Source organism: Arthrobacter sp. SLBN-53 (assembly GCF_006715585.1).
Classification (GTDB): Bacteria; Actinomycetota; Actinomycetes; order Mycobacteriales; family Mycobacteriaceae; genus Mycobacterium; species Mycobacterium neoaurum_A.
In genome coordinates, this window is the sequence record NZ_VFNN01000001.1 from 3634073 (window position 1) to 3660516 (window position 26444).

Sequence of the window (26444 nt, forward strand, 5' to 3'; positions counted from 1 at the left end):
CAAGTTGGCCAACTGTATAACTTGTGTGAGTCCGATGGCCGAGGTGCGTCATCGGCCCATGTGTTGGTCGGCACTGCGGAAGGACGTCGGGAGAATGCAGCTGCTCAAACGGGTGTGGTTACCGCTGGTGGTCGTCGTGGTCGTCGGAATCGGTGGCTTTTCGGTGGACCGGATACGCGGAGTGTTCGCCTCCGACCCTCCACTAGTGACACCGGTGAACTTCGCCAACGACCCCGAGCCGTTCGATCCGAAAGTGGTGACCTATGAAATCTTCGGTCCGGAAGGTGCAGCGGTGGACGTGAACTACGTCGACCTCGCCGGTGAACCGCAACGGGTGGACGGCGCGGTCCTGCCGTGGTCGGTCACCCTGCAGACCACCGAGCCCTCAGCGGCGGCCAACATCGTGGCGCAGGGCAAGACGAGCTTCCTGGGTTGCCGCGTGCTCGTCGACGGTGAGCTCAAGGACGAGCGCACCGTCTCCGGTACCAATGTCCAGACCTTCTGCATCGTGAAGTCCGCATGAGCGGGGGATACGGCGGCGAGCCGCCTATAAGATACGGCGGCGACGCGCCCACCGGGCCCATCGTGGTGCAATCACCGCATCAGACAGCACATTTCGGCCGCGTCGCCCGGGTGTTCCGCAAGCTGGCGGTACCGTTCATCCTCGGCTGGATCGCCGTTGCCGTCTTCCTGAACGTCGCGGTACCGCAGCTGGAAGCGGTCGGCGAGATGCGTTCGGTGTCGATGAGCCCCAAGGAAGCGCCCGCGGTCATCGCCACCGAGCACATCGGAAAGGTGTTCCAGGAGTACGAATCCAACAGCTCGGTGATGATCGTGCTGGAGGGGCAGCAGCCGCTCGGTGCGGACACCCGGCGGTACTACTCGGAGCTGATCGCCAAGCTGGAGGCCGACACGTCCCATGTCGAGCATGTCCAGGATCTCTGGAGCGACCCGCTGACCGCGACCGGCGTGCAGAGCGGTGACGGTAAGGCCGTCTACGTCTCGGCGAACCTGGCCGGAAACCAGGGCGAGGCAAAGTCGTTGGAGTCCATCGAGGCCGTCAAGAACATCGTCGAGGGCATGCCGCCGCCCGACGGTGTGCAGGTGTTCGTCACCGGATCGGCGGCCATGACGGCCGAGCAGACCGAGGCCAGCCACGGCAGCATGCGCCTCATCGAGGCGCTGACCTTCTTGGTCATCATTGTCATGCTGCTCATCATCTTCCGCTCCGTCATGACGATGGTGCTGATGATCGTGATGGTCGCCGTGAGCCTGCTGACGGTGCGGGGCGCGGTCGCCGCGCTCGGGTACTACGAGATCATCGGGCTCTCGACGTTCGCCACCGGCCTGCTGGTCACATTGGCCATCGCGATCTCGGTCGACTACGCGATCTTCCTCATCGGCCGGTATCAGGAGGCGCGCAGCGCCGGTGAGGATCGCGAGCAGGCGTACTACACCATGTTCGGCGGCACCGCCCATGTGATCGTCGGCTCCGGTCTGACCATCGCCGGTGCCACGTTCTGTCTGAGCTTCACCCGACTGCCGTACTTCCAGACCCTCGGAGTGCCGCTGGCCGTCGGCATGCTGGTGTTGATCGTCACGGCCATGACCTTCGGTCCCGCGATGATCACCGTCGGCGGACGTTTCCTGGATCCCAAGCGCGCCACCCGTGTGCGGGGTTGGCGCAAGGTCGGTGCCGCCGTGGTCCGTTGGCCCGGACCGATCCTGATCACCACCATCGCGGTTTCGCTGATCGGCCTGCTGGCACTGCCCGGCTACAAGACCAGTTACAACGACCGTCTCTATCTGCCGGATGACATCAGCTCCAACGAGGGTTACGCCGCCGCCGAACGGCACTTCTCACCGGCCCGGTTGAACCCGGAGATCCTGATGATCGAAAGTGACCGGGATCTACGGAATCCCGCGGACTTCCTGGTGATCGAAAAGATCGCGAAGGCCATCTTCCAGGTCGACGGAATCGGGCGCGTGCAGACCATCACCCGGCCCGACGGCACGCCGATCGAGAACACCTCGATCCCGTACATGATCAGTCAGAACAGCACCCTGCAGCGGTTGAACGAGAAGTACAACCAAGATCGCACCGCCGATATGACCAATCAGGTTGCCGACATGGACCGGACCATCGCCAGCATGGACAAGATGCAGGCCATCACCGAGCAGATGGCCGACACCACATCCAAGATGGTGTCCTCGATGGACGTCATGGTCGGTGATCTCGAAGACATGCGGGACAGCATCGCCAACTTCGACGACTTCTTCCGGCCGATGCGCAACTATTTCTATTGGGAACCACACTGTTTCAACATCCCGATGTGCTGGTCCATCCGGTCGGTCTTCGACGTGCTCGACGGCATCGACGTGATGACCGCGAACATGAACGACATGATGCCGCAGATGCATCGGCTCAACGAACTGATGCCGCAGATGATCGCGATCATGCCCGAGATGAAGCAGACGATGGTCAACATGAAGGAAATGATGCTGACCATGCAGCAGACCCAGGCGGGTATGCAGGAGCAGCAGCGCATCATGAGCGAGACCTCGACCGAGATGGGCAAGGCATTCAACGACGCCATGAACGACGATTCGTTCTATCTGCCCGCCGAGGCGTTCGACAACCCGGATTTCGCAAAGGGTTTGGAGCAGTTCCTGTCCCCGGACGGGCACGCGGTGCGGTTCATGATCAATCATGAGGGCGACCCGATGTCGGCCGAGGGGATCGAGAAGATCGAACCGATCAAGACCGCGGCCAAGAATGCGATCAAGGGCACCCCGCTGGAAGGGTCGACGATCTATCTGGGTGGCACCGCGTCGACGTTCAAGGACATGGCCGACGGCACCCGCTATGACCTGCTGATCGCCGGTATCGCGGCCATCTGCCTGATCTTCCTGATCATGCTGCTGCTCACCAGGGCCATCGTGGCCGCGGCCGTCATCGTGGGGACCGTGGTGCTTTCCCTCGGTGCGTCTTTCGGCGTGTCGGTGCTGCTGTGGCAACACCTGCTCGGTATCGAGCTGCACTGGATGGTGTTGCCGATGGCGGTGATCATCCTGTTGGCCGTCGGCGCGGACTACAACCTGCTGGTGGTGTCGCGGCTCAAGGAGGAGATCCATGCCGGGTTGCACACCGGCATGATCCGGGCGATGGGAGGCAGCGGCTCGACGGTCACCGCGGCCGGAATGGTGTTCGCGTTCACGATGATGGTGATGGCGGTCAGCGATCTGACCATCATGGGCCAGGTGGGCACCACGATCGGTCTGGGCCTGTTGTTCGACACCCTGGTGATCCGGTCGTTCATGACACCCTCGATCGCCGCGCTGATGGGCAGGTGGTTCTGGTGGCCGCAGCAGGTGCGTCAGCGTCCCAAGCCGCAGGCGTGGCCACCCATTCAACGACGACCCCAGGATGTGTTGGTGTGATGAGGAATTCACGGATCGCCTCGATGTTGGCCGCCGGTGCCGTGGTGGCGGCGTTCGCCGCCGCGCCGGTCGCCCAGGCCGACCGCGACGAGGCCTTCGCCGATCAGTTGCACAGCTACGGCATCTACGGGCAGAAGGATTTCAACGCCTGGATCGCCAAGATCATGTGCAAGCGCCTGCATCGTGGCGTGGATGCCGACGTGTTCGCCTCGGCCGAGTTCGTGCATGACCAACTACAGACCGGGTCCAGCACCGAGCAGGCCTGGCAGTTCGTCGGTGCCGGTATCCCGGCCTACTGCCCCGAGCTGACGCACCTGTTGACGCAGGCCGGCCAGGCGGGGGTGTGAACAGCATGTCCCGCAACAGATGTGCGCTGGCCGGGCTCGCCGCAGCCGCCGTGGTGACGTTGGCTGCCGGGGTGGCTCCCGGGGTGGCGGCCGCCGACGCCACCGACGAATATCCGATCCCGAGCAGCATGCTCAAGACCACCTGCACGGTGGATCAGTACATGGCCGCGGTACGCGATACCGATCCGGTGTACTACGAGCGCTATATGACCGACTACAACAACAAATCCCCGGAAGTGCAACGGGCCGCCCGTGATCGGATCACCTGGTTCTTCTCGATGGACTATGCGGGACGGCGGCAATACTCCGAGGACACCGCCACCAACGCCTTCTACGAGCAGCTGGCCTGGAACTGGCCGAACTGGGCCAAGCTGTTCTTCAACAACAAGGGCGTCGTCGCGCACGGGACCGCGGTGTGTGCCGGCTACCCGCCGGCCGATCCCGGCGTCTGGATCTGGTGAGGGCGACTCGTCAGTCGAAATACGCAGGGTCCCGCAGCAACTGCTGGGTGGCGGCCAGCAGCGTGCGGTGCAGATCCTCATCGCTGACATCCTCGAGCGCCTTGTCGGTGACCGCGGCGTAGACCCCGTTGGTGACCATCGAGATGACCACCCGCCCCGCGGGTCCGTGCCCACCGCCCAACAACAGATTGGTGAAGCGCTCCACGAGATCACTGAGGTCCTCGCGGGCCTCGACCATGCTCTCCAGCACCGGATCACCCGCCAGCACCGCGGCCAGCCGACGGTTGCGCACGCTGAACTCGATGAAACCGCTGATCGCGATCTCGCGGCGGGTACGCGGATCGGCAACGGCCTCGGCGATGGTCACCACCCGGGCCATATCGTCGAACATCGGTTGCGCCGCGGCGGCGACGATCTCTTCCTTGGAGTGGAACTGGTAGTACACCGAGGCCTTACCGACTCCGATGCTGTCGGCGATCATCTGCAGGGTGGTGCCGCTGACACCGTGTTCGCCGAACAACGTCAGCGCGGCCTCCAGCACCCGGGTGCGTGCCGTGCCGCGTCCCAACACCGATTTGGCCACCGTCAGCTCCGGGTATCCCTGCGCAGCGGGTGGTCGTCGGGGACCTGGACGAAGATCAGCGTCACACCGTCGGGGTCGGTGACGTGCATCTCGTGTAGTCCCCACGGCTCCCTGACCGCGGCCCGGGTGATCTCTACGCCGCGGCCGGCCAATTCGTCCTGGGTGGCGTACACATCGCGCACCTGCAGCCACAGGCTTCCGCCCGCCGACGGCCCACCGTGGCCGGCCAGTTCGATCAACGATTGGCCGGCATAGAACACGGTGCCGCCGGTGTACTCGCGCGCGACGGCCAGACCGATGCGATCACGGTAGAACTGCACCGATCGCCGGTAGTCGGCCGGCCGCATCAGCATCCGGCTGGCCAGGATCTCCATACCCATGTGTCTATCACGCGATCCTCCGTTCCGGCGGCAGCGACGGCCCTCCTCAGGCACCCCGGTCGGCGGCCCGCAACCCGATGGTGAACGCGGCCTGGTCCTCGAAGTCCAGCGGGTTGCGCCCGGTGATCTGACGGATCCGGGACAACCGGTGCCGCACGGTGTTGGTGTGCAGGAACAGCTCGCGCGCGGTGTCGATCAGCGAGCCGTTCGCGGCCAGGAACACCCGTAGAGTGCGGATGTGTTGGGTGCCACGATCGCGATCGAGTGCCAACAGCGGGTCGATCAACTGTGTCTTGAACGGGGTGAGCCGACTGGGCGGCAGTCCCTCCAGCAGGCTGGTGAAGGTGCTCAGCTGGTCGGGACCGATGCTGCCGCCGCGCTGCCTGGCCAGATCCAGCGCGACCCGGGCCTGGCTGATCGACGTGCCCAGTTCGCTCAGGGGTGCCGCCGTCGCGTGTCCGGAGGGCATGGCCAGCTCGGAGGCAGTCTCGATCGGCTTGTGGGTCCCCGTGCTGAGCACCAGACACACCTCGGGGGCGTCGGCGACCAGGGCGTCGGGGAAGGCCATCGACAGCAACGCTCCCGCACCGGCGGGCCAGGCCGAGCAGTCGATGTCCTGGGCCGCCAGTCCCGGCCAGTCCAACAGTTGGTGGAGTGCGTCGGGGAGCAGCATGCGTCGTTCGACCAGTGAGAGCAGCTGGCCGATGCGTTCACGGGAGAGCGCAGCCTCGATATCGCGCTCGCCCTGTGAGGCGGCCAGGAACCGGGCGATGACCTCCAGTACCGCCGCCTCGGGAGGATCGCCGCGGCCGACCCACACCAGCGTGCCCATCCCGTCGACCGCCGCGGCCACCGCGCCGGATTCGATCGGGGCTCCCGGGGGCTCCAGCAGGAAGTAGCAGCCCAGCACGTGCCCGGCCCGGTCCAGCAGCTCGCGACTGGACTCACGGCGGCGCTGTGAGGAAAGCAGTTCGGGCACAAGCGCGTTGGTGGCCCGGGCGGTGGCGACCGCACCGCCGAACCGGAAATCGGCGATGTAGCGGCTGACCGTCGCGAACGGTACCTCCGGCGGTGCGACCAACAGTGGCAACCCGTGGTCGCGGCACGCGTCCATCAGGGCCTGTGGCGCCCCATCATGCACATCGCCGATCCCGAAACAGATGCCCGCCGCCCCCGCGGCGTGCACCGACGCGACGAAGGCCGCACTGTCGGCGGGGGCCTGCAGGCTGATGCCGACCGTGCAGACCAACTCGCCACCACGCAGATACCGCGACGGGTCGCGCAGTTCGGTGGTGTGCGACCAGGTGATCGGGCGGTCTTTCGCGGCCGGCCCGGTGTCGATGCGGTGCAGCCCGAGTCCCGAGCGTTCCAGCAGGTCGGCGAACGTCGGCGCACGCGACTCGTCGTCGGGACCGGACCCTGCCATCGGTCGATCGTAACGTCGTCGTCATCTGCGCACCCGGTTTTGTTGTGCGATCCTCCAATGGCCGGCCGCGCCGGTGGTGGGTTTGCAGCGTCTTCACCGCCAACGATGGCGGCGGTGTGCCCGGGCGCGTGATAGTTCGTTGATGACCGAGCCACAGGTTCTGCGCCGCGAGTTCTCCCTCTGGTCGGCGTTCGCGTTCGCCTTCGCATTCATCTCGCCGATCGTCGCGCTGTACGGGATCTTCGGGTTGGCGTTGTCGGCGGCCGGTCCGAGCTTCTGGTGGGGCTTCGGACTGGTGTTCACAGGCCAGTTCCTGGTCGCGCTGGTATTCGCGATGCTGGTGTCGCGCTGGCCCTTGGAGGGGTCGATCTACCAGTGGTCGCGCCGACTGCTGGGCACCACCTACGGCTGGTTCGCGGGCTGGGCCTATATGTGGACGCTGGTCATCGCGATGGCCACCGTGGCCCTTGGTGCGGCCGGCTTCACCGCCAACATCTTCGGTGTCGAGGAGCCCTCGGGAACGACGCTGGCGCTCATCGCGCTGGCCATCCTGCTGGCCGGCACCGCGGTCAATCTGGCCGGTCGGCAGGCGCTGAAGATCTTCATGGTCGGCAGCATCATTGCCGAGGTCATCGGCTCGGTGGTGCTGGGAACCTGGCTGCTGCTGTTCCATCGGCAGAACTCGCTGTCGGTGCTGTTCTCCGGTGGTGGCCCCGAGGTGGACACCCGGACCTGGCTCAGCGGGCCGTTCCTGCTGGCGGTGGCCTTCATCGGGTGGTCGTTCGTCGGTTTCGAGAGTGCCGGGTCGATCGCCGAGGAGGTGCATGAACCGCGCCGCTACCTGCCCAAGGCCGTGTTGTTCTCGCTGGTCTTCATCGCGCTGGTCGTCGGCTATTCCAGCCTCGCGATCATCCTGGCCATCCCCGACCTCGACGCCGTCGCCGCGGGTGCGGTCGGCGATCCGGTATACGAAACCCTCACCGTCGCACTCGGTCACGGCATCGCGCGTCCGGTCGAGGTGATGTTCGTCATCGGCTTCCTGGCCAGCTTCCTTGCGCTGCAGACCTCGGCATCGCGGGTCATCTGGGCCTATGCGCGCGACGGCGCGCTGCCGGCCTCTGCCGTGCTGTCCCAGCTGCGCGGTCCGGCCCGCATACCGGTGGTGGCGATCGGGGTCACCACCGTGGTCGGCGCCGCACTGTTCGGCCTCAGCATCGTCGCCGGGGATATCTACTCGCTGATGGTCAACTTCACCGCAGGCGGCTTCTATCTGGCATTCCTGTTCCCGCTCATCGGGTTCCTGGTCGTGCTGGTTCGTCGGGCGTGGACGCCGGCCAACTTCTCGCTGGGCCGGGCCACCCTGCCCGTCGCCGCGGTGGCCGTCGTGTGGACCGTGCTGCAGTTCGTCAACATCGCCTGGCCGCGAGCGGCTTTCGAGCAGCGCTACCTGGACTGGTCGGTGTGGATCGGTATCGCGGTGTTGCTGGTGCTCGGCACCGCGATCCTGGCAGGAGTGCGCTCGCGTATCGTCGAAGCCTCGGTGATCGACGAAGTGGAATCCCGTGACGAATTGGCAGACGTCCGTGAGTGACGCGAGCCCGGTGGCCGTCGTCACCGGCGCCGCCAGCGGTATCGGTGCGGCCGCGGCCGAGGCGCTGCGCCTGCGCGGGTACCGGATCGGTGCGCTGGACCTGTCGGCCGGTGCGGACGCCGATCATGCCGTGGCCGTGGATGTTTCCGATCACGGTGCAGTGTCAGCGGCCGTTGCCGAGATCCGCTCCGCCCTTGGCCCGGTCACCGCGCTGGTGACCTCGGCCGGCTACTACGAGATGGCGCTCATCGACCAGATCGACGCCGCGTCCTGGCGGCGCATGCTGCGGGTGCACCTCGGCGGCTTGTTCAACGCGACGCGTGCGTGCCTGCCCGACATGCTGGCGGCCGGATCGGGCGCGGTGGTCGCGGTGGCCAGTGAACTCGCCGTCGGCGGTGGTGACCAGGAGAGCCATTACGTCGCGGCCAAGGGGGCGATCATCGGTCTGGTCCGCAGCCTGGCCGCCGAGGTCGCCGGAGCCGGGGTGCGGGTCAACGCCGTCGCGCCGGGGCCCACCGACACCCCGCTGCTGGATGCCGATTCCCCATGGCGGGCAACGGATTATCTGGACACTCTGCCGCTGCGCCGGCTTGCCACCCCTGCCGAGGTGGCCCGCTGTGTCGAATACCTGGTCTGCGACGCGACGTTCAGCGTCGGCGATGTGGTCAACGTCAACTCCGGAGCGGTGATATGAGCAGGGTCGCGCTGGTCACCGGTGCGGCGCAGGGGATGGGTGCGGCGCACGCCCGTCGGCTGGCCGGAGCCGGAATGACGATCGCCGTCAACGATATTCGCCCCAGCGTTGAGCTGGAAGCGCTGGCCGAGGAGATCGGCGGATTCGCTGTTGCCGGTGACGTTTCCGATCCGGGGGAGTGCCTGCGCATCGCCGACGCGGTGGCCGAGCGCACCGGCCGCCTCGATGTGTTGGTCGCCAACCACGCCTACATGACGATGGCCCCGCTGCTCGTGCACGACGAGCAGGACTGGTGGCGCATCGTCGACACCAATCTCGGTGGCACCTACCACCTGATACAGGCCGTGCTGCCGCACATGCGGGCCAGGGCGCAGGGGCGCATCGTGGTGATCGCCAGCGAATGGGGTGTCACCGGATGGCCGGAGGCCACCGCCTACGCGGCCGCGAAATCCGGACTGATCGCGTTGGTCAAGGGACTCGGCCGCGAACTGGCGCCGGAGGGGATCATCGTCAACGCCGTTGCGCCGGGTGTCACCGATACCCCGCAACTTCAGGTCGATGCCGATGCCGCGGGAATCGACCTGGCGGACATGCACGCCCGGTATGCGACGGGAATTCCGTTGGGCCGTATCGGTCGACCCGATGAGATCTCGGCGGCGGTGGAACTGCTCGCCGACTTCGAGGTGGCGGCCGTCGTCGGGCAGGTCATCTCGTGCAACGGCGGATCGACCAGGAGCAGAGCATGACGGAAAGGGAGCTGGTGGACGGCCAGGACAGATACGTGCGGTCGGCGTCGGGCAATGTCGGGCAGGTGAACGCGCAGCAGGTCCCGCGGTACGCCGGGCTGGCGACCTTCGCCCGCCTGCCGCAGCGCCATGAGGTGTCGCGCTACGACATCGCCGTCGTCGGGGTGCCGTTCGACAGTGGGGTGACCTACCGGCCCGGAGCGCGGTTCGGTCCCGCCGCCATCCGCGAGGCATCCAGGTTGCTCAAGCCCTACAACCCGGCATTGGATATCAGCCCGTTCGCCCAGGCACAGGTCGTCGACGCCGGGGATATCGCGGCCAATCCGTTCGATATCGATGCCGCGGTCGACGAGGTGCGCGAGGGTATCGCCGCCTTGCTGACCAACCCGCGGCAGCGCGTGCTGACCTTCGGCGGCGACCACACCATCGCGCTGCCCGCGCTGCAGGCCGTCAACCGTGTGCACGGTCCGGTTGCCCTGGTGCACTTCGACGCCCACCTGGACACCTGGGATACCTACTTCGGCGCGCCGTGCACGCACGGCACGCCGTTTCGCCGGGCTGCCGAGCAGGGACTGCTGGTCAAGGGGCACTCCGCGCACGTCGGGATCCGCGGATCGCTCTATGACAGAGCCGATCTGCTCGATGACGAGTCGCTGGGCTTCACCATCGTGCACTGCCGCGATATCGATCGGATCGGAATCGACGGTGTCATCGAACGGATCCGGGAGCGGGTGGGTGAGCATCCGGTCTACGTGTCGATCGATATCGATGTTCTCGACCCGGCGTTCGCGCCGGGGACCGGTACCCCGGAGATCGGCGGGATGACCAGCCGGGAATTGGTGGCCATCCTGCGGGCGATGCGCGGTCTGCAGATCGTCGGCGCCGATGTCGTCGAGGTGGCACCGGCCTATGACAGCGCCGATGTGACGGCGGTGGCCGCGGCCAATATCGGGTATGAGCTGATCACCCTGATGGCCGAAGATGTCTGAGTTCGGTCCGGGCGAGCGTAGCGACGGGAAATTGCCCTGGGGCGAGCGCAGCGACGGGAAAATGCCCTGGGGCGAGCGCAGCGACGGGAAATTGCCCTGGCCTGCAGGGAAAGTGGCGGCCGCCGCGTTCACCTTCGATGTGGATGCCGAATCTGCGGTGCTGTGGGGCGACGAAACGGTTGCCGCCCGGATGAGTGTGATGAGCCATCAGGCCTACGGACCGCTGGTCGGCATCCCGCGCATCCTGGATCTGCTGGACCACCATCAGATCCGGTCGACGTTCTTCGTGCCGGGCCATACCGCGCATCGTTATCCCGAGGCGGTGCGGTCGATCGTGGCGGCGGGGCACGAGATCGCCCACCACGGGTATCTGCACGAGCAGCCGACGGCGCTGACGTTGGAGGAGGAGATCGAGGCGCTCGACCGCGGATTGGAGGCGCTGGCCGAGGTGGCCGGGGTGCGTCCGAGCGGGTACCGAGCACCGATGTGGGATTTGTCCTGGCGGACACCGGAACTGCTCGTTGAGCGCGGCTTCCTGTACGACTCGTCGTTGATGGATGCCGACCATCCCTACGAGCTTGCGGTGGGGCCGCGGTCGCTGGTCGAGATCCCGATCCAGTGGGCGCTCGACGATTGGGAGCAGTACTGCTATCTGCCGGACATCTATAGCGGAACCATCGAGAGTCCGCGCAAGGCCCGCGAACTGTGGCAGCTGGAGTTCGATGCGCTGCGGAGCGCCGGCGCGTGCTGGGTGTTGACCAATCACCCGTTCCTGAGCGGGAGGGCTTCCCGCGCAGCCGAACTCGGTGACCTGATGCGCTATGTCGTTGGGCGCACCGACGTGTGGACGGCGAGTCTGGGTGAGATCGCCGAGCACGTACGCACGCTCGGGTTGACGCCGCGCACCATCACCCGCCCCTGAGCTCAGCCGCGCGATCTGCCGCTGGCAATCAGGAAGCTGACCGTCGGGCCCGATCCAGGGTCGCTGGTGTTCCGAGTTCTGCGCGATTGTCCGGTGTGTCGACGTAGGCGGACAGGAAAGAAAGCAAGGCGCTCGGTTCGACGCTGAACTTGCGACAGTCGATCTCGATCATCGGAACAGGAGGTAGGCGGTCGATCTTCCACAGGCGGCTGGTGTAGCGGCGCTGCCATGAAGTGTTCGTGTACCCGATCAGCATGATGATCGGGTGGCCGTTGTTCGCGGGCTTCATACCTGCGATATCTGGCCAGCTCAATTGATTCTCGAAGCTCCAACCGCGCTGCGTGACGCCATGCTCACTCAGCAGCAGACCGCCGCGGGTGATGCGTCCGAAACCGGCTGCCAGTGGGAACGACACGAGATACAAACCGATCGCGCCGAACAGTGTCCCGGTGATCGCGCTCGCGGGCTGGTCGCCGTTGATCACCGTATCGATCATGGCCGACAGGAAAAGCGCCGCGCTGCAAGTCATCAAGGCCACAAGCAGGCGGAACTGTGCTCCCGAGTGACGAATCTCGGTGCAACAGCGATCGCCGTCGATGTCCACCATGTGAGTGTCTTTCGACAGATCGCCGTTCTTCGTGCGCATTGTCGCTCCGAGTGCCGCGACGAGGATCATGATCAGTCCGAAGAGCAGGCCGTAGCGCATCGCTGTGGTGTTCCCGGCCGATCCCGACAGCACACCGAATCCGATCGCCACTACCGCGATCACGACAACGACGGTGCGGGAGAGAATTTCTAGCGGTCGATTCCGGGCATTCGCCCATCCGTCGGTTACCTCTGAGGAACTAGAAGATGGCATGACTCTGCTTTCTTGTCCGGCAACGCCCCTGAGCTCAGCCGCGCGGATACAGCAGCTCCAGCTCGCCCAGATGGGCCGCGACGGTCAGCAGTGGCAGCGCCGCCGATACGGCGAGTTCGTCGCGGGAGTTCTCGGCGCGCAGCGCCAACACGAAATCATCGCTGATCGGCGGCCCCGACAGGCCCTGCTCACACACCGCAGCGGCGTGCTCTTCCAGCAGTTCCCGCGCTCGCGGGTACACCCCGAGCGGCGGTGGCACGACATCGGCGATCAACTCCGCGGCCGCACGCAGCCGGACCACCCGGTTGGCCGCACGGACCGTGGGAGCGCGCCGGTCGGCATGCCCGCCGTTCTCCGAAAGATACTGTCGCAGCGTGTCATCGAGTATCCGACTGGCCTCAAGAGCGCGGCGGCTGAGCGTGAAGACACGGTTGTCGGCCGTCTCGGAGGCGCCGCGGATGACCCGCAGGACACCGGCTTTGAGCAACTCGGCACCGGCGGCGTGGGCCCGACTGACGGCCTTGCTGACCTGGGTGGACGCGCCGCGGGGCCACAGCAGCACCGATACGGCGACACCCACGAGCGCCCCGACCACGACATCCTCGACCCGGATCAGTCCGACGGCCCACCCCGACGGCTGGATCAGGTTGAAGATGATCAGCACCATCATGGTGAACGCGGCCTGCCCGGCGACGAACGAGGCGATCTCGGGGACGAAGGCCGAACCGAAGGCCACCACCGGCAACAACATCCACATGACGACGGGATCGACGCCGACCAGTTCGATGACCGCCACGCCGATGGCGAAACCCAGTGCGGTCCCCGCCACGGCGCGCAGCACGCGGGTACCTGTGGTCAACGCGCTGCTGCGCAGCACCGACAACGCGCCGAGCACCACCCAGAACCCGTGCTCGACCGGGAACACGTGGGTGACCGCGACGGCCAAGGCCAGACCCAGGCCGGTGCGCACGCTGTTGCGCACGACGAGCGCGCGTCCGGCGAGGAATCCCTTGGTGATCTGCGCGACGGCGGTGGTCTCGGGCATCACCCAGTCCGCCGCGCCGGTGCGGGGCAGGCCACGGCCCAGCACGCGCGCCCAGACCGGCCGGGCGTCGGCCAGCGCGGCGTTGCGGATGATGCGTCCGGTGACCCCGACCGTCGCCGAGAACGTTCGGCGGCCCAACAGGCTGCGCCCGACCTCGACGGCGGTCTCGTCATCGGGTATCGCCAGGATCTGCTCGATGTCCTCGCGGTAGCGGCCCTGCGCGACCTCGCGCAGCCCATCGAGGGCGGTGCTGAGTTCGACGCCCCGGGTCGCGCGCAGTCGAGGGTCCGAGATCTGCAGGACCGCCGCGCAGTCGCGCAGCACCGCGACGATGGCCGGCCGCATATCGCCGAGTGCCGCGCCGGTGCGATCGGTGATCTGATCGGCCAGCCACCCGAGGTCGTCGACGACGCGGACCAGGGCCCGGCTGCCCGCCGTCAACGCAACCGGCCGGAAGTCGGCGTTGACGAAGTTCGCCCACAGGGCGTTCATAGCGCGGGTGACATCCCTGGTCGACCCCGCCCCCTCCAGACAGTCGGTGAGTGCGCGGCACACTCCCGCCGCGTGCCGGCGCAGGTCGTCGTGATGCCGCGGCGGGAACAGGAACAACGCGGCGGGCACACACACGGCCAGCGCGACCAGCCAGCCGGTCAGGCGTTCATCGATGGGTCCCGGCGGGGTGCAGGCGGGAAGCACGAAGGTCAGCAGGGTGGCGCGCTGCCCAGCGGCGACGGTCTCGCTGAGTACCCCGCTGAACATCACGGTGACACCGAGCACGAACATCAGCCCGACGCTGAGCCACGGGTAGGGCGCGACGAGCGTGCCCACGGTGATCAGCACCGCGCCGTTGAATCCGAGGCCTGCATAGGCCAGTGCGCGGGCCTCCCGGTTGCCCGGGAAGTCGGAGACGATCAGCAGAGCCACGGACCCGAAGATGGCGAACATCGGGGCCTGGCTGTCGCCGGCGACCAGGAAACTGGCGGCCGCGGCGATGGGCACGACGATCGCGGCCCTGGCGGCTCGGCGCAGCGCGTCATACTCGGGGTCGCGCTGCTGTAGCCAGTCCAGGATCCGCATCGGTGACGAGTGTCTACGACGAATCGGTGACGCCGCGCTTCATGAAGACGCCGAGCAGACCCGGCGCCACGCTGTCGATCGCCTTGGCGGTCACCGCCATGCGCGGGGCGATGCGCACCGGCCGGGTCTTCGCCGCGGTGACCATCCAATCGGCGGCCTCCTCGGCTGACAGTCCGGGCATGGCCACGAACTCCTTGGTCGGCTCGATCATCGGCGTCTTCACCAGCGGGTAGTACAGCGTCGTCGAGTGCACGCCCTTGCCCGACCATTCGGTTTCGGCCACCCGGCTGATCGCCGTCAGCGCCGCCTTGGAGGCCTGGTACGCCCCGAACAGCGGGGAGGATTCGTTCATCACACCCCAGGTCGAGACGTTGATGACGTGGCCGTCGCCGCGGGCGATCATGCCGGGCACCAGGGCACGCATCAGCCGCAGCGGGGCGTAGTAGTTGAGCGTCATGGTGCGCTCGAGATCGTGCCAGCGGTCCAGTGACTCGATCAGCGGGCGGCGGATGGACCGGCCGGCGTTGTTGATCAGGATGTCGATGCCGCCGTGGCTTTCGAGGGCTTTGGCGGCGAGCGCGTCGACGGCGTCCAGATCCGACAGGTCGGCGGTGATCGCCTCGGCGATGCCACCGTTGTCACGGATCTTCGCGGTGACGGTCTCGAGCAGTTCGGCGCGGCGGGCCACCACGATGACGCTGGCACCCAGCTTGGCCAGCTTGAGCGCCGACGCCTCGCCGATCCCTGACGACGCTCCGGTGATCAGGATGCGCTTGCCGCGCAGTTCGACCTCGGGGCCGCGGCCCAGGTACTCGGTCAGTGGGGGCCGCATGCTGGTCAACAGCACCGCGTCCGAGATCCGGCGCAGGGGGTTCTTGCTCACCGCGACAGTCTAGATTTCGGCGCGCAAACGCTCGCTCACCGAGCGTCAGCGCGCCGAAATCGCAGAGAGAATGGTCGCGATGACACGGTCGGGGAACTCCGAGAGGTCGAGCCAGGTGAAGCGCAGCACCTGCCAGCCGTGCACGATCAGGTAGTTCTGCCGACGCCGATCGTTGGTGAACGCGTCCGGGTCACTGTGAAAGGCCCAACCGTCGACCTCGATCGCGATCATCCGTTCGGCAAAGGCGACATCGACGAAGTACGGCCCTACCGGGAAATTGGCCCGCCAGCCGGTGATGTCCGCCTGCCGCAGCAGCTTGATCAGCAATCGTTCCGCGGCGGATCGAGAACCGTCCGCCGCGGCCAGGAGCAGGCGCCGCGCTGCCGGTGCACCGTAGCGACCCTTGTTGCGCGACTGCGCACGCCACAGATCGCGCAGCTCGGAGTCGCCCTGCAAGGCACGGTCCATGATGCGGGCACCACCGCCCCGGCGCACCGCCGCCTCCACGATCGTGAGCGGGCGCGCCGTCAGGGGAAGGCCACGGTGCTCCGCGACATCGGCCGGGTCGAGGTCGCGGCGACGAACGCGGCTGCCTGGGTGGGTGCGCCCATGGCTGCTACGCGGCACGGTGACCTCGGCGACCGCCGGCGGGTACTGGGTGAATCCGTACCACCATGCGGCGGCCAAGCCACTGGCGACCGCGTCATCGCCGTAACCCCAGACCGCGGCACGAATGCGGGCGGCATCGGTGAACGGACGGTCGTCGACGAAGTACACCCCCTGTGAACACCGCCGCCAGATCCCGGAACCGATGCGCCTGCGCACGGCCTGCGGGCTGAGCCCGCACCGGCCGGCCTGGGCGAGGGTGATGACACCGTCGTGGTCGCGCAGATAGTCCTCGAGCACACGACTTCGGACGCACGCGCGCTGCGTCCGGTTCCATCCCCGACGATTTCGGCGCGCAAACGCTCGCTCACCGAGCGTCAGCGCGCCGAAATCGTCAGAGGTATCAGAAGTAGCGGGGGAAGCCGCTCCAGTCGGGATCGCGCTTTTCCAGGAAGGCATCCCGGCCCTCCACGGCCTCATCGGTCATATAGGCCAACCGGGTTGCCTCACCGGCGAATACCTGCTGGCCGACCAGCCCGTCGTCGATGAGGTTGAAACCGAACTTCAACATCCGGACCGCCTGCGGGGACTTGCCGTTGATCTCGGCCGCCCACTGCAGGCCGGTGCTCTCCAACTCGTCGTGGTCGACGACCTCGTTCACCGCACCCATCTGATACATCGTTTCGGCGTCGTAGGCGCGGCCGAGGAAGAAGATCTCGCGGGCGAACTTCTGCCCGGTCTGGCGCGCCAGGTAGGCGCTGCCGAACCCGCCGTCGAAGCTGCCCACGTCGGCGTCGGTCTGCTTGAAGCGGGCATGCTGGCGGCTGGCCAGCGTCAGATCGCAGGTGACGTGCAGGCTGTGCCCGCCGCCGGCGGCCCAGCCGTTGACCAGGCAGATGACGACCTTGGGCATGAACCGGATGAGGCGCTGCACCTCCAGGATGTGCAACCGGCCTGCCCGTGCCGGATCGACCGTCTCGGCAGTCTCGCCGTCGGCGTACTGGTATCCGCTGCGGCCGCGGATGCGCTGGTCACCTCCGGAGCAGAACGCCCAGCCGCCGTCCTTGGGTGACGGGCCGTTGCCGGTCAGCAGGATCACCCCGACATCGGGAGACATCCGGGCGTGGTCGAGCACGCGGTAGAGCTCGTCGACGGTGTGCGGACGGAACGCGTTTCGCACCTCCGGACGGTCGAAGGCCACCCGCACCGTCGGTTGCGGTTTTCCGTCGACAACGTGCCGGTGATAGGTGATATCGGTCAGCTCGAAGCCGGCGACCGGCTGCCACAGCGCAGGGTCGAAAGTCATTCCCCGACTGTATTCACGGTGTTTCGCCGAAGACAGTGCGGGGTACAAAGCGCGGCGACGAAGTGAATCGGGGCGTGATTCGGCGCCAGGACAAGGAGGACACGATGAGGCGTACAGCAGCGGCATTGATGGCGGCTGGTGCGGCGACCGCGATGTTGGTCGGCTGTTCACCATCGGTCACCGGTGGGGACACCGCGTGCAAGGACTTCACCGGTGCCGATGAGAAGACCCAGAACGAGGCCGTCACCAAGATGCTCAAGGACGAGAAGGGATCCGACCCGCAGCAGGTCGAGATCAGCGGCACCCGGCTGGCCGTGCAGACCTGGTGCCAGACGCTGGGCACCCCGGATTCCAAGATCAAGGAGGCTCCGCACCTGTAGCGGAGCCGGGTGGGCTGATCACCCCCCAGTCGGAATCGGCGGCCCCGTTTGCGGGGCCGCCGTTCTGCTGTTCGGCGCCTCAAGGTACGGGAACGCCACGCCGGCGGTAGCGTGCCGACCATGAAGTCGACCGGTGACCGCCTGGGTCGTGGCGCCCGCATTCTGGTGGTCCTGGTCGTCATCGCGATCGTGATGGTGTGCAGCGTCGGTGGATTCCTGGCCAGCCGATCCCACACCCAGCAGGCCTCGATCCCCTTCGGCACCGAGGACGCCGACAGCCCCGACGTCGTGCTGATGTCGATGTACATCACCCGCGTCGACGTTCACGACCAGTCGATGACGGTGGAACTCGATGTCAACGACGATCCCGTCGGCGGCGTCAGCGCCGGGCTCACCGAGGACATCACCGTCGAGACCAACTCACGCCGCTCCAGCGTCGTGAAGTTCAACGAGGGCGACCGGTTCCACACCGTGATCCAGGAGTTCGCCCTCGGTGGCAGCAGCACCGACTTCCCGTTCGACACCTACCAGTCCTTCCCGGCCATCCAGGTTCTTGGCGCCGACGGCGCACCGCTGCCGCTCGAGGTGACGGTGTCCAACGGTGATGCGTTCTTCGCGGTGACGCCGACCCTGTCGCCCGACCAGGGCTGGCTGTCGCTGACCCTGAAGGCCGAACGCAGCGTGCCCACCATGGTTTTCGGCGTGTTCATCATGGTGCTGATGCTGGGATTGGCGGCCTCTGCCGCGGTACTGGCGTCCTACGTGGTGCGCACCCGCCGGGGCGTGGAGTACGGCGCGTATTCGGTGATGGCGGCCTTGCTGTTCGCGATGGTGCCGCTGCGCAACGCCATACCCGGCGATCCGCCGATCGGTTCGTTGATCGACTTCTCCGCATTCTTCATCGCCGAGGCGGTGATCGCGGTCTCGCTCATCACCAGCGTCGTCGTGGGGTACCGCAACCAGTTGTCCGTCGACGCGCGCTAGCCCCTAGAGCGGGAGGCCGTGCGATCGCAGCGCGATGCGCAACCCGTCGGGACGCTGAGCAGTGGGCAGCGGGTCCACCAGGGCGAAGGCGCAACCCACGGCGCGTGCGCCGCCGTCGGCTTCCTCGCTGTCGCCGACCATCAGGGTCTCCTCGGCATCCACGCCGAGGCGCGCCAGCGCGGTCGAAAAGATCGCCGGATCGGGTTTGACGGCACCGACCTCGAATGACAGCACATACTCGTCGGCCCCGGTGCCTGCGGCGGCCAGCGCGGGCCGCAGGTCGAAGGCGATATTCGACACGACGGCCGTCTTGATCCCGTTGCCGCGCAGACCGTTCAGCACCGCCGCGGTGTCGGGGTAGGGCGTCCAGGAGGCCGGGTCGACGAGCTTCGGATACAGGGCCGCCGCATCCTCGCCGGCGAGACCGGACTCGCGCAGGACGTGCAGGTACGCCTCGCGGTGCAGATGCGGCTCCAGGTCCCGGTTGGCCCAATTGTGTTGCTGCTGCGCGTTCATGGGCACCGTACTTCCGGTCGGTGCGGTCACGCGACGCATCAACTCGGCCTGCACGTGACCCTGCACCGCCTGTTCGTCGACGGTGATGCCGTCGAACCAGTCGTCCTGTTCCTCGAGGCGGAACAGGGTGCCGGAGAAATCGAAGAGTACAGCGCGGATCATGGGCCGTCCTTTTCTCAGAAGTGGTCGGGGATGGCGGGCGCCACCGGCCAGCCGAAACCGACGGCCGCGCGGTGCACCGCCCCGGCGGTCAGTTCCTCGACCAGACCCGCCGCGGCGAGTCGGGCGAGGCTGATCCCACCGAGGTACACCGCGCCGAGGTCGCGCACGCTGAGAGCGATATCTGCAGGCGCATCGGTCTTTTCGCACTGGGCGCCGTCGACGTCGCCGCGCAGTCGGTACCGACCGCTGTTCCACGGGCAGAACTCGTCGCGCACGTCCAGAACTGTATCCACCGGTGCGGCGTACCGGCGCAGTGCGAGTGCCCGCCCGACGTCGACGAGCCGCACGAAGATGCCGTCGGCGACCTCGCAGCGCAGCGCTCGGCTGTCGGCCACCAGCGCGCGCAGCGGTTCGTCGACCGCGGCGTCCTTGACGATGACGCGTCGAACCAGGTCGATCTCCAGTAGGAATCGCCAGACCCTGGCATAGGCGCGCGGATTGGTGGCGCGGACCTCCTCGACGTGCACCTCTCCGGTGGGGCCGGTGGCATCCCACGACGACTTCGTCCGGTACCGGGCGAATCCGCTCGGTATGCCGTCGGATTCACGGTGCAGAGCGAATCTGATGCTGCCGCTGTTCTTGCGGCGCTCGTCATTGTCGAAGACCTGGTAGTCCCACCACGGACGCGGCCGGTCCATCCGCCCCGGTAAATCGGCCACCGCCCGGTCGTAGATCGCGGGTCCGACGTCGAGCAGTGTGTCGACGTCGATCTGCGACACGGTGCCTGCTCCGAGATCGACGTCGGGGCGGAAACCGAGATCACGCACCGGGCCGGACAGCGTGGCGTTCTGGCACGCCAACCCGTACCCGAATCGGCCATAGATCGTCGTCTCGGAGGCGAACAGCATCGCCACCGCCTCGGTGCCGCGGTCGCGGATGGTGTCCAGCTGGTGACGCATCATCCGGGTCAGCAGCCCGCGGCGGCGATGGTCGGAGGCGACGCTGACACCGGTCACCGCGGCCACATCGGTGCGTTCACCGCCGGGCAGCACGACGTTCTTGCGGTAGTCCCCGGCGGTGGACACCCATCGGGTTCCGTCGGTGAACCCGAACATCCGATCCAGATCGGTGAAGGGACGCGCCAACCTGATGTCGTCGGGCTGGGGGTCCTCCAGGAAGGCCCAGGCCATCGCGGTGTTGAAGTCCTGGTAGTCGGTCTCGTCGCGCAGGGCGCGCAGGGTCAGCTCGGGCACATACCCATGTCTACCGTGACAGGGCGATCGGGCGCGCGTCATTTTCTCGCCCGCACGGCCGGCTAGATCGGCACGACCACCTCGTTGCGGCGTCGGAAGGGCAGCGTCCAGGGCGGATCGTAGAACCACGCGACGGGCTCACCGGCCGGCTCGATGCCGTTCGAGGCGAGCGTGTCGAGCAGGTCGGCGGTCTGCTGGGCGACCGCCGCCGGGCTGCGGTCCCCGGTGAAGCGGATGACCGCGACAGTTTCCGGTGCCACGGACACCAGGTCGACATCGGCGTCATCGGGCTCGGGCAGGGTTTCCAGCGTCCACTCCGACGGCATGAAGAACCGGATGGTCCAACCCTGCTCCGCGTTGCCCTGCTGGCTCACCGGAGCCGTCATGGCGATCTCCTGGGATCCGCCCTGCTGGCTCACCGGGGCGGTCATCGCGATCTCGGTGCGGCGTTGATTTCCGCCGAAGATGTAGGACGCCAGCTTGCGGAACCCGGCGTTCAGAGCGCGTTCGCGGTCGCCGGTGACGGTGGTCTGTGCCGCGATACGCCGGCCGTACCGCCTGATCTCGACGTTGCCGGTGAGCGCGCGGCTGATGTAGTGCGGTTCCTCCACGGTCCGCACACCGACCACCGACGGCACCGACTCAACGATCTGACCTGCGAGTTTGACGAGATTCACGGCCACGCTCCTTCCTGATGAAGGTATTCGCGGCCGATCGAGGCACGGATGGGTTTTCCGCGATCAGCTTTCGCCGAACTCGTCGGACTCGGCCCGGAAGAAGAACATGCTCACCACGAAGCTGGTCAGCGAGAGCAGGCCGACACCGAAGGTCAGCCCGATGCGTTCCAGGCCGAAGGCGCCGATGGTCAGGGCGAAACCGATGATCCCGATCATCGACAGGAAGAGCGCCCCGGTGCTCAGTGCTTCGGAGGTGGCGGGGCGGGAGGCGACTGCGATGCGGTCGTCCATCGTCGGGGTTCCTATCTCGGGATGCCTACGTTGTCAGCGCATCTGTACCCCGCAGCGCCCCGCCCCAACCCTCGACGGGAGAACTCAGCCGACCGAGCGGCCTGCACCCTCCCAGAACTGCGCGCGCACCGCCTTCTTGTCCGGCTTGCCCAGCGCGGTCACCGGCACCGAATCCACCACGACCACCTGCTTGGGCACATGCACCGAACCCTTGCGCTCCTTCACCGACGCCTGGATCTCGGCGATCATGACGTCCACCGCGGGCTCGTCGGACGCGGCGTCGGGACGCAGCACCACCACCGCGGTCACCGCCTCACCCCACTTCTCGTCCGGCGTGCCGATCACGCACACCTGGGCCACCGAAGGATGTTCGGCCACAACGTCTTCGACCTCGCGGGGGAACACGTTGAAGCCGCCGGTGACGATCATGTCCTTGGTGCGGTCGACGATGAAGTAGAAGCCGTCTTCGTCCTCGCGGGCCAGGTCGCCGGTGTGCATCCAGCCGTTCTTGAAGGTGTCGGCGGTGGCCTCCGGGAGATTCCAGTAGCCACCCGACAGCAGCGGGCCCGCCACGCAGATCTCGCCGACCTCACCCTGGGGCACCGGTGTGCCGTCCTCGCCGAGCAAGGCCACCTTGGCGAACAGTGTGGGCCGCCCGCACGAGGTCAGGCGCTTCTCGTCGTGATCCTTCTTGGCCAGGTAGGTGATCACCATCGGCGCCTCGGACTGGCCGTAGTACTGGGCGAAGATCGGTCCGAACCGCCGGATCGCCTCGGCCAGGCGCACCGGGTTCATCGCCGAGGCGCCGTAGTAGACGGTCTCCAGCGACGACAGGTCGCGGGTGTGGCTGTCGGGGTGGTCCATCAGGGCGTAGATCATCGACGGCACCAGCATCGTCGCGGTGATCTTCTGTTCCTCGATCACCCGAAGCACCTCGGCCGGATCGAATTTGGTCAGCACGATCAGCTCGCCGCCCTTGACGATCACGGGGGTGAAGAACGCGGCGCCGGCATGCGAGAGCGGAGTGCACATCAGGAACCGCGGATTCTCCGGCCACTCCCATTCGGCCAGCTGCACGGTGGTCATAGTGGTGATCGACTGCGTCGTACCCATCACGCCCTTGGGCTTGCCGGTGGTGCCGCCGGTGTAGGTGAGACCGCCGATGTGATCGGCAGGCAGGTCGGCGGCGACCAGCGGTGTGGGGTCGTACTTGGCGGCCTCGGCGCTCAGGTCGACGGCCTGCACGCCGGCTTCGGTCAGCTCGGCGGGGACGGGCCCGATGGTCAGGACCTGCTGCAGCGACGGGACCTTCTGCATCAGACCGATCGCTCGTTCGACGAACATCGGCTGCGGGTCGATGATCAGCGAGGTGACCTCGGCATCGGAGAGCACGTAGGCGTGGTCGTCCAGCGAACCGAGAGGGTGTAGTGCCGTGCGGCGGTAGCCCTGGGTCTGGCCCGCGCCGATGATCATCAGCACCTCGGGACGGTTGAGGGAGAGCAGGCCGACCGCCGCTCCTGTCCCGGCCCCGAGCGCCTCGAAGGCCTGAATGTACTGGCTGATGCGGTCGGCGAGCTCGCCGCCGGTCAGCGTCGTGTCACCGAGGAACAGCACCGGCCGGTCCTTGTGGCGCTTCAGCGCGCCGACGGTGAGGTGGCCGGAGTGCAGGAAATGGCGCAGCTGGGAGTCGCTCATGACATCAGATTAGAACGTGTTACAGATTTAGTTTCAAGGTCCGGTGTTCACTGGAGGGGTGAGCCAGAACCCCGAGCTGCGGCGCGCGATCCTGTCGTTGGCCCGGGAGCGGGGGCCGGACAAGACCATCTGCCCGTCGGATGCCGCGCGTGCCGTCGGCGGTGAGCGGTGGCGCGACCTGATGGAGCCGGCCAGGGATATCGCCCGCGACCTGGCGCGCGACGGTGTGGTCGAGATCAGCCAGCGCGGCACGGTCCTCGACCCGGACGCCGGCTGGCGCGGACCGATCCGGATCAGGGCCATCGGCCGACCAGGGGCGGCCGAGTCGCTCGTTTCACCCGGAGACGGCCCGGTCGGGCTCTAACCTTGGCCCATGTCAGGCCTCGATACGCCGGCCGATCTGGTCATCACCGGCACCATCCTCACCGTCGACGATGCCCGCCCGCAGGCGCGCAACCTGGCCGTCGTCGGGGGTCGGATCGCCGCCATCGACCTCGCCGAGGACGAATTGCAGACCTGGATCGGGCCCGATACCGCCGTGCTGTCGGTCGGCGACGGGTGCGTGCTGCCCGGTTTCATCGAGGCGCACGGCCATCCGTTGATGGAGGCGGTGGCGTTGTCCGAGCGGATGGTCGACATCCGGCCGGTGACGCTGCCCACCGCCGAGGAGGTGGTGGCCGCCGTACATGCCGAGGTCGCCCGCCGCGGCGCCGATGGCGCATACCTGAACGGTTGGGATGCCTTGTTGCAGAAGGGTTTGCCGGATCCGACGCTGCAGTGGCTGGACAGTGTTGCCGGCACCCCGCTGGTGATCATGCACAACTCGGGCCACAAGGCGTTCTTCAACAGCGCGGCGGCCCGCATGGTCGGGATCACCAGGGACACACCCGATCCCAAGGGGGCCCGGTACGGCCGCGACGCCGACGGCGAGCTCGACGGCACCGCCGAGGAGTCCGCCGCGGTGTTCCCGCTGATCGGCGGGGCCATCGCGGTGGCCGACTACCCGGCGATGCTGCTGGCCGAGTGCGACCGGTTGAACCGAGCGGGCCTGACCACGTGTTCGGAGATGGCCTTCGACCCGATGTTCCGGCCCGTGCTGGCGGCGATGCACGACCAGCTGACGGTCCGGTTGCGCACCTATGAGATGTCGACGGCCGATCTGCACACCGATGCCCAGCCGTTCGACGGTGACGATCTGGTACGTCAGGTCGGTATCAAGATCTGGGTGGACGGCTCACCGTGGATCGGCAACATCGATCTGAGCTTTCCGTATCTGGACACCGAGGCCACCCGCACCATCGGTGTCGTCCCCGGCTCGTGCGGGCACGCGAACTACACCCGCGAGCAGCTGGCCGAGATCGTCGGGACGTTCTATCCGCAGGGCTGGCAGATGGCTTGTCATGTGCAGGGTGACAACGGGGTCGACACCATCCTGGATGTCTACGAAGAGGCCCTGCGCGCGCATCCGCGCGACGATCACCGCCTGCGCTTGGAACATGTCGGCGCCATCACCGACGCGCAACTGGCGCGCGCGCATGCCCTGGGGGTGACCTGCAGCCTGTTCGTCGACCAGCTGCACTACTGGGGTGATGTCATCGTCGACGGGCTCTTCGGTCCCGAGCACGGCGAGCGGTGGATGCCATGCGGTTCAGCGGTGGCCACCGGTATGCGCATCTCCCTGCACAACGACCCGCCCGTCACCCCCGAGGAGCCGCTGCGCAATATCAGCGTTGCCGTGACACGCACGGCCCCGAGCGGACGGGTGCTCGGCCCGCAGGAGCGCCTGACCGTCGAACAGGCCATCCGCGCCCAGACCCTCGATGCGGCCTATCAGCTGTTCGACGATGAGCGGATCGGCTCCATCGAGGTCGGCAAGTACGCCGATCTCGTTGTGCTGTCGGCAGATCCACGCACGGTCGACCCGGAGGCGGTGGCCGGTCTGGAGGTCAGGGCCACCTATCTGGCGGGTAGGCAGGTTCACCCCAAGCCCGCGTGAGCACGCACCCGCCCGGTCCGAGAGTCCGGCGCTAGCATGAGTGCCCTGCTTTCACCTGGGAGGATCGCGATCACGCCATCGTTTGAGTGCCCGCCGCTGGATGACCTGCTCTACGGCCTGCACGTCGTCTCGCTACCGATGCGGGTCCGGTTCCGCGGCATCACCGTCCGTGAGGTAGCCCTGATCGAAGGGCCGGCCGGCTGGGGTGAGTTCGGCGCCTTCACCGAGTACGAGCCGTCCGAGGCCGTGCATTGGCTGTCCTCGGCCGTCGAGGCCGCCTACCGACCCGCACCCGTCCCGCATCGTGACCGCATTCCCGTCAATGCCACCGTGCCCGCGGTGCCCCCGGAGCAGGTGCCCGAGGTGCTGGCGCGATTCCCCGGTGCCCGGACGGCCAAGGTGAAGGTCGCCGAACCCGGACAGTGCCTGGCCGATGATGTCGCCAGGGTCGAGGCGGTGCGGGCGCTGGTGCCCACCGTGCGCGTCGACGCCAACGGCGGATGGAGTGTGGCCGAGGCGGTGGCCGCGGCAGCCGCACTCGGCGAGCTCGAGTACCTCGAGCAACCGTGCGCCACGGTCGAGGAGCTGGCCGAGGTGCGCCGCCAGATCGACACCCCGGTCGCGGCCGATGAGTCGATCCGTAAGGTCGTCGACCCGTTCCGGGTCGTGGCGCTGGGGGCGGCCGATATCGCAGTGGTCAAGGTGGCGCCGCTGGGTGGTGTGCAGCGGCTGCTGGTGATCGCCGCGCGCATCGGCATCCCGGTGGTGGTGTCCAGTGCTCTGGACAGCGCGGTGGGCATGTCCCGCGGGCTGCTGGCCGCCGGGTGCCTTCCGGAGCTGCCGTATGCGTGCGGGCTGGGAACCGGGGGGTTGTTCGTCGAGGACATCGTGGATCCGGTGGCACCGGTCGACGGCTGTCTCGCGGTCGGTCCCGTGGTCCCGGACCGCGCGAGGTTGGCCGCGCTGGCGGCACCGCCGGAGCGACGGCAGTGGTGGATCGAGCGGGTGCGGCGCTGTCACGCGCTGCTGTGACCGGCCGCCGCTGTGACCAACCGAGATACTCCTGAGGAAGTGGTACCACCGGCAGTACTGCACGCGACGGTAGTACCGCCGGCAGTACCACTTCTGCAGACC

At 67.2% G+C, this 26444-nt stretch carries 27 protein-coding genes; 14 read left to right on the plus strand and 13 right to left on the minus strand.

The window, feature by feature from the left end:
- The first annotated feature begins 94 nt into the window (after positions 1-94).
- Genes FBY28_RS26425 through FBY28_RS17490 form a run of 4 tightly spaced genes read left to right on the plus strand, consistent with a single transcriptional unit; the run spans position 95 to position 4249 of the window.
- Entirely contained in the window at positions 95-523 is a 429-nt protein-coding gene (locus tag FBY28_RS26425) for an MmpS family transport accessory protein (protein WP_023985281.1), read from the plus strand.
- Positions 520-3441 carry an MMPL/RND family transporter gene (locus tag FBY28_RS17480; RefSeq protein WP_216847778.1) on the plus strand — a complete coding sequence of 974 codons (2922 nt, stop codon included), beginning with the start codon at positions 520-522 and terminating at the stop codon, positions 3439-3441. The genes FBY28_RS26425 and FBY28_RS17480 overlap by 4 nt, the downstream gene beginning before the upstream one ends.
- Positions 3441-3788: a DUF732 domain-containing protein gene (locus FBY28_RS17485; RefSeq protein WP_174241671.1), complete on the plus strand. Its 348-nt coding sequence runs from the start codon at positions 3441-3443 to the stop codon at positions 3786-3788. The genes FBY28_RS17480 and FBY28_RS17485 overlap by 1 nt, the downstream gene beginning before the upstream one ends.
- A 5-nt stretch (positions 3789-3793) precedes the next feature.
- Positions 3794-4249, plus strand: coding sequence for a DUF5078 domain-containing protein (locus FBY28_RS17490; RefSeq protein WP_141868683.1), 456 nt, complete (start codon positions 3794-3796; stop codon positions 4247-4249).
- A gap of 10 nt (positions 4250-4259) precedes the next feature.
- Here the strand turns inward: FBY28_RS17490 and FBY28_RS17495 are convergent, their stop codons facing one another.
- Genes FBY28_RS17495 through FBY28_RS17505 form a run of 3 tightly spaced genes read right to left on the minus strand, consistent with a single transcriptional unit; the run spans position 4260 to position 6638 of the window.
- Positions 4260-4832 carry a TetR/AcrR family transcriptional regulator gene (locus tag FBY28_RS17495; protein WP_023985284.1) on the minus strand — a complete coding sequence of 191 codons (573 nt, stop codon included), beginning with the start codon at positions 4830-4832 and terminating at the stop codon, positions 4260-4262.
- Between the two features lie 2 nt (positions 4833-4834).
- Positions 4835-5212, minus strand: a complete 378-nt coding sequence (locus FBY28_RS17500) for a VOC family protein (RefSeq protein ID WP_286178193.1) — start codon at positions 5210-5212, stop codon at positions 4835-4837.
- A 46-nt stretch (positions 5213-5258) separates the two neighbouring features.
- Positions 5259-6638, minus strand: a complete 1380-nt coding sequence (locus tag FBY28_RS17505; protein WP_141868684.1) for a PucR family transcriptional regulator — start codon at positions 6636-6638, stop codon at positions 5259-5261.
- Between the two features lie 142 nt (positions 6639-6780).
- On the opposite strand from FBY28_RS17505, the gene FBY28_RS17510 reads away from it, so the two are divergent.
- Genes FBY28_RS17510 through FBY28_RS17535 form a run of 5 tightly spaced genes read left to right on the plus strand, consistent with a single transcriptional unit; the run spans position 6781 to position 11580 of the window.
- Positions 6781-8229, plus strand: coding sequence for an amino acid permease (locus tag FBY28_RS17510; RefSeq protein ID WP_141868685.1), 1449 nt, complete (start codon positions 6781-6783; stop codon positions 8227-8229).
- A complete protein-coding gene (locus FBY28_RS17515; RefSeq protein WP_141868686.1) occupies positions 8222-8923 on the plus strand; it encodes an SDR family NAD(P)-dependent oxidoreductase in 702 nt (233 codons plus the stop codon). Before FBY28_RS17510 ends, FBY28_RS17515 begins: the two co-directional genes overlap by 8 nt.
- The gene (locus FBY28_RS17520) at positions 8920-9669 is read left to right on the plus strand and encodes an SDR family NAD(P)-dependent oxidoreductase (RefSeq protein WP_141868687.1); all 750 of its coding nucleotides are present in this window, start codon (positions 8920-8922) and stop codon (positions 9667-9669) included. Before FBY28_RS17515 ends, FBY28_RS17520 begins: the two co-directional genes overlap by 4 nt.
- Positions 9666-10658 carry an agmatinase gene (gene speB, locus FBY28_RS17525; protein ID WP_174241672.1) on the plus strand — a complete coding sequence of 331 codons (993 nt, stop codon included), beginning with the start codon at positions 9666-9668 and terminating at the stop codon, positions 10656-10658. The genes FBY28_RS17520 and speB overlap by 4 nt, the downstream gene beginning before the upstream one ends.
- On the plus strand, positions 10651-11580 hold the full coding sequence (locus tag FBY28_RS17535; protein WP_286178194.1) for a polysaccharide deacetylase family protein: 930 nt from the start codon (positions 10651-10653) through the stop codon (positions 11578-11580). The genes speB and FBY28_RS17535 overlap by 8 nt, the downstream gene beginning before the upstream one ends.
- 28 nt (positions 11581-11608) lie before the next feature.
- Here the strand turns inward: FBY28_RS17535 and FBY28_RS17540 are convergent, their stop codons facing one another.
- The 5 genes from FBY28_RS17540 to FBY28_RS17560 all read right to left on the minus strand — a co-directional run bounded on the left by FBY28_RS17540 (position 11609) and on the right by FBY28_RS17560 (position 17356).
- Entirely contained in the window at positions 11609-12349 is a 741-nt protein-coding gene (locus FBY28_RS17540) for a hypothetical protein (protein WP_141868688.1), read from the minus strand.
- A 124-nt stretch (positions 12350-12473) separates the two neighbouring features.
- Entirely contained in the window at positions 12474-14561 is a 2088-nt protein-coding gene (locus FBY28_RS17545; protein WP_141868689.1) for an FUSC family protein, read from the minus strand.
- 13 nt (positions 14562-14574) lie between these two features.
- Positions 14575-15444: an SDR family oxidoreductase gene (locus tag FBY28_RS17550; RefSeq protein ID WP_141868690.1), complete on the minus strand. Its 870-nt coding sequence runs from the start codon at positions 15442-15444 to the stop codon at positions 14575-14577.
- A 45-nt stretch (positions 15445-15489) separates the two neighbouring features.
- The gene (locus FBY28_RS17555) at positions 15490-16350 is read right to left on the minus strand and encodes a PDDEXK-like endonuclease domain-containing protein (protein ID WP_141868691.1); all 861 of its coding nucleotides are present in this window, start codon (positions 16348-16350) and stop codon (positions 15490-15492) included.
- Between the two features lie 103 nt (positions 16351-16453).
- Positions 16454-17356 carry a 1,4-dihydroxy-2-naphthoyl-CoA synthase gene (locus FBY28_RS17560; protein ID WP_141868692.1) on the minus strand — a complete coding sequence of 301 codons (903 nt, stop codon included), beginning with the start codon at positions 17354-17356 and terminating at the stop codon, positions 16454-16456.
- Positions 17357-17460: 104 nt separating this feature from the next.
- Between FBY28_RS17560 and FBY28_RS17565 the strand changes: the two genes are divergently transcribed.
- Entirely contained in the window at positions 17461-17736 is a 276-nt protein-coding gene (locus FBY28_RS17565; RefSeq protein ID WP_023985289.1) for a hypothetical protein, read from the plus strand.
- A 120-nt stretch (positions 17737-17856) separates the two neighbouring features.
- Positions 17857-18720, plus strand: coding sequence for a DUF8686 domain-containing protein (locus FBY28_RS17570; RefSeq protein ID WP_141868693.1), 864 nt, complete (start codon positions 17857-17859; stop codon positions 18718-18720).
- Between the two features lie 3 nt (positions 18721-18723).
- On the opposite strand, the gene FBY28_RS17575 is transcribed toward FBY28_RS17570, so the two are convergent.
- The 5 genes from FBY28_RS17575 to fadD8 all read right to left on the minus strand — a co-directional run bounded on the left by FBY28_RS17575 (position 18724) and on the right by fadD8 (position 23314).
- On the minus strand, positions 18724-19398 hold the full coding sequence (locus tag FBY28_RS17575; protein ID WP_141868694.1) for an HAD family hydrolase: 675 nt from the start codon (positions 19396-19398) through the stop codon (positions 18724-18726).
- A gap of 14 nt (positions 19399-19412) precedes the next feature.
- Positions 19413-20651, minus strand: a complete 1239-nt coding sequence (locus FBY28_RS17580; RefSeq protein ID WP_141868695.1) for a GNAT family N-acetyltransferase — start codon at positions 20649-20651, stop codon at positions 19413-19415.
- Positions 20652-20713: 62 nt separating this feature from the next.
- Positions 20714-21328, minus strand: coding sequence for an SOUL family heme-binding protein (locus FBY28_RS17585; protein WP_216847779.1), 615 nt, complete (start codon positions 21326-21328; stop codon positions 20714-20716).
- Positions 21329-21391: 63 nt separating this feature from the next.
- Complete coding sequence (locus FBY28_RS17590; protein ID WP_141868697.1) at positions 21392-21619, minus strand: hypothetical protein; 228 nt, start codon at positions 21617-21619, stop codon at positions 21392-21394.
- 84 nt (positions 21620-21703) lie between these two features.
- The gene (gene fadD8, locus FBY28_RS17595; protein ID WP_141868698.1) at positions 21704-23314 is read right to left on the minus strand and encodes a fatty-acid--CoA ligase FadD8; all 1611 of its coding nucleotides are present in this window, start codon (positions 23312-23314) and stop codon (positions 21704-21706) included.
- A gap of 58 nt (positions 23315-23372) precedes the next feature.
- Between fadD8 and FBY28_RS17600 the strand changes: the two genes are divergently transcribed.
- The 3 genes from FBY28_RS17600 to FBY28_RS17610 are packed head-to-tail and all read left to right on the plus strand — an operon-like array spanning position 23373 to position 26342.
- Complete coding sequence (locus tag FBY28_RS17600; RefSeq protein WP_141868699.1) at positions 23373-23678, plus strand: DUF3253 domain-containing protein; 306 nt, start codon at positions 23373-23375, stop codon at positions 23676-23678.
- Positions 23679-23687: 9 nt separating this feature from the next.
- The gene (locus FBY28_RS17605; RefSeq protein WP_141868700.1) at positions 23688-25310 is read left to right on the plus strand and encodes an amidohydrolase; all 1623 of its coding nucleotides are present in this window, start codon (positions 23688-23690) and stop codon (positions 25308-25310) included.
- A 36-nt stretch (positions 25311-25346) separates the two neighbouring features.
- A complete protein-coding gene (locus tag FBY28_RS17610; protein WP_141868701.1) occupies positions 25347-26342 on the plus strand; it encodes an o-succinylbenzoate synthase in 996 nt (331 codons plus the stop codon).
- Positions 26343-26444: the final 102 nt, after the last annotated feature.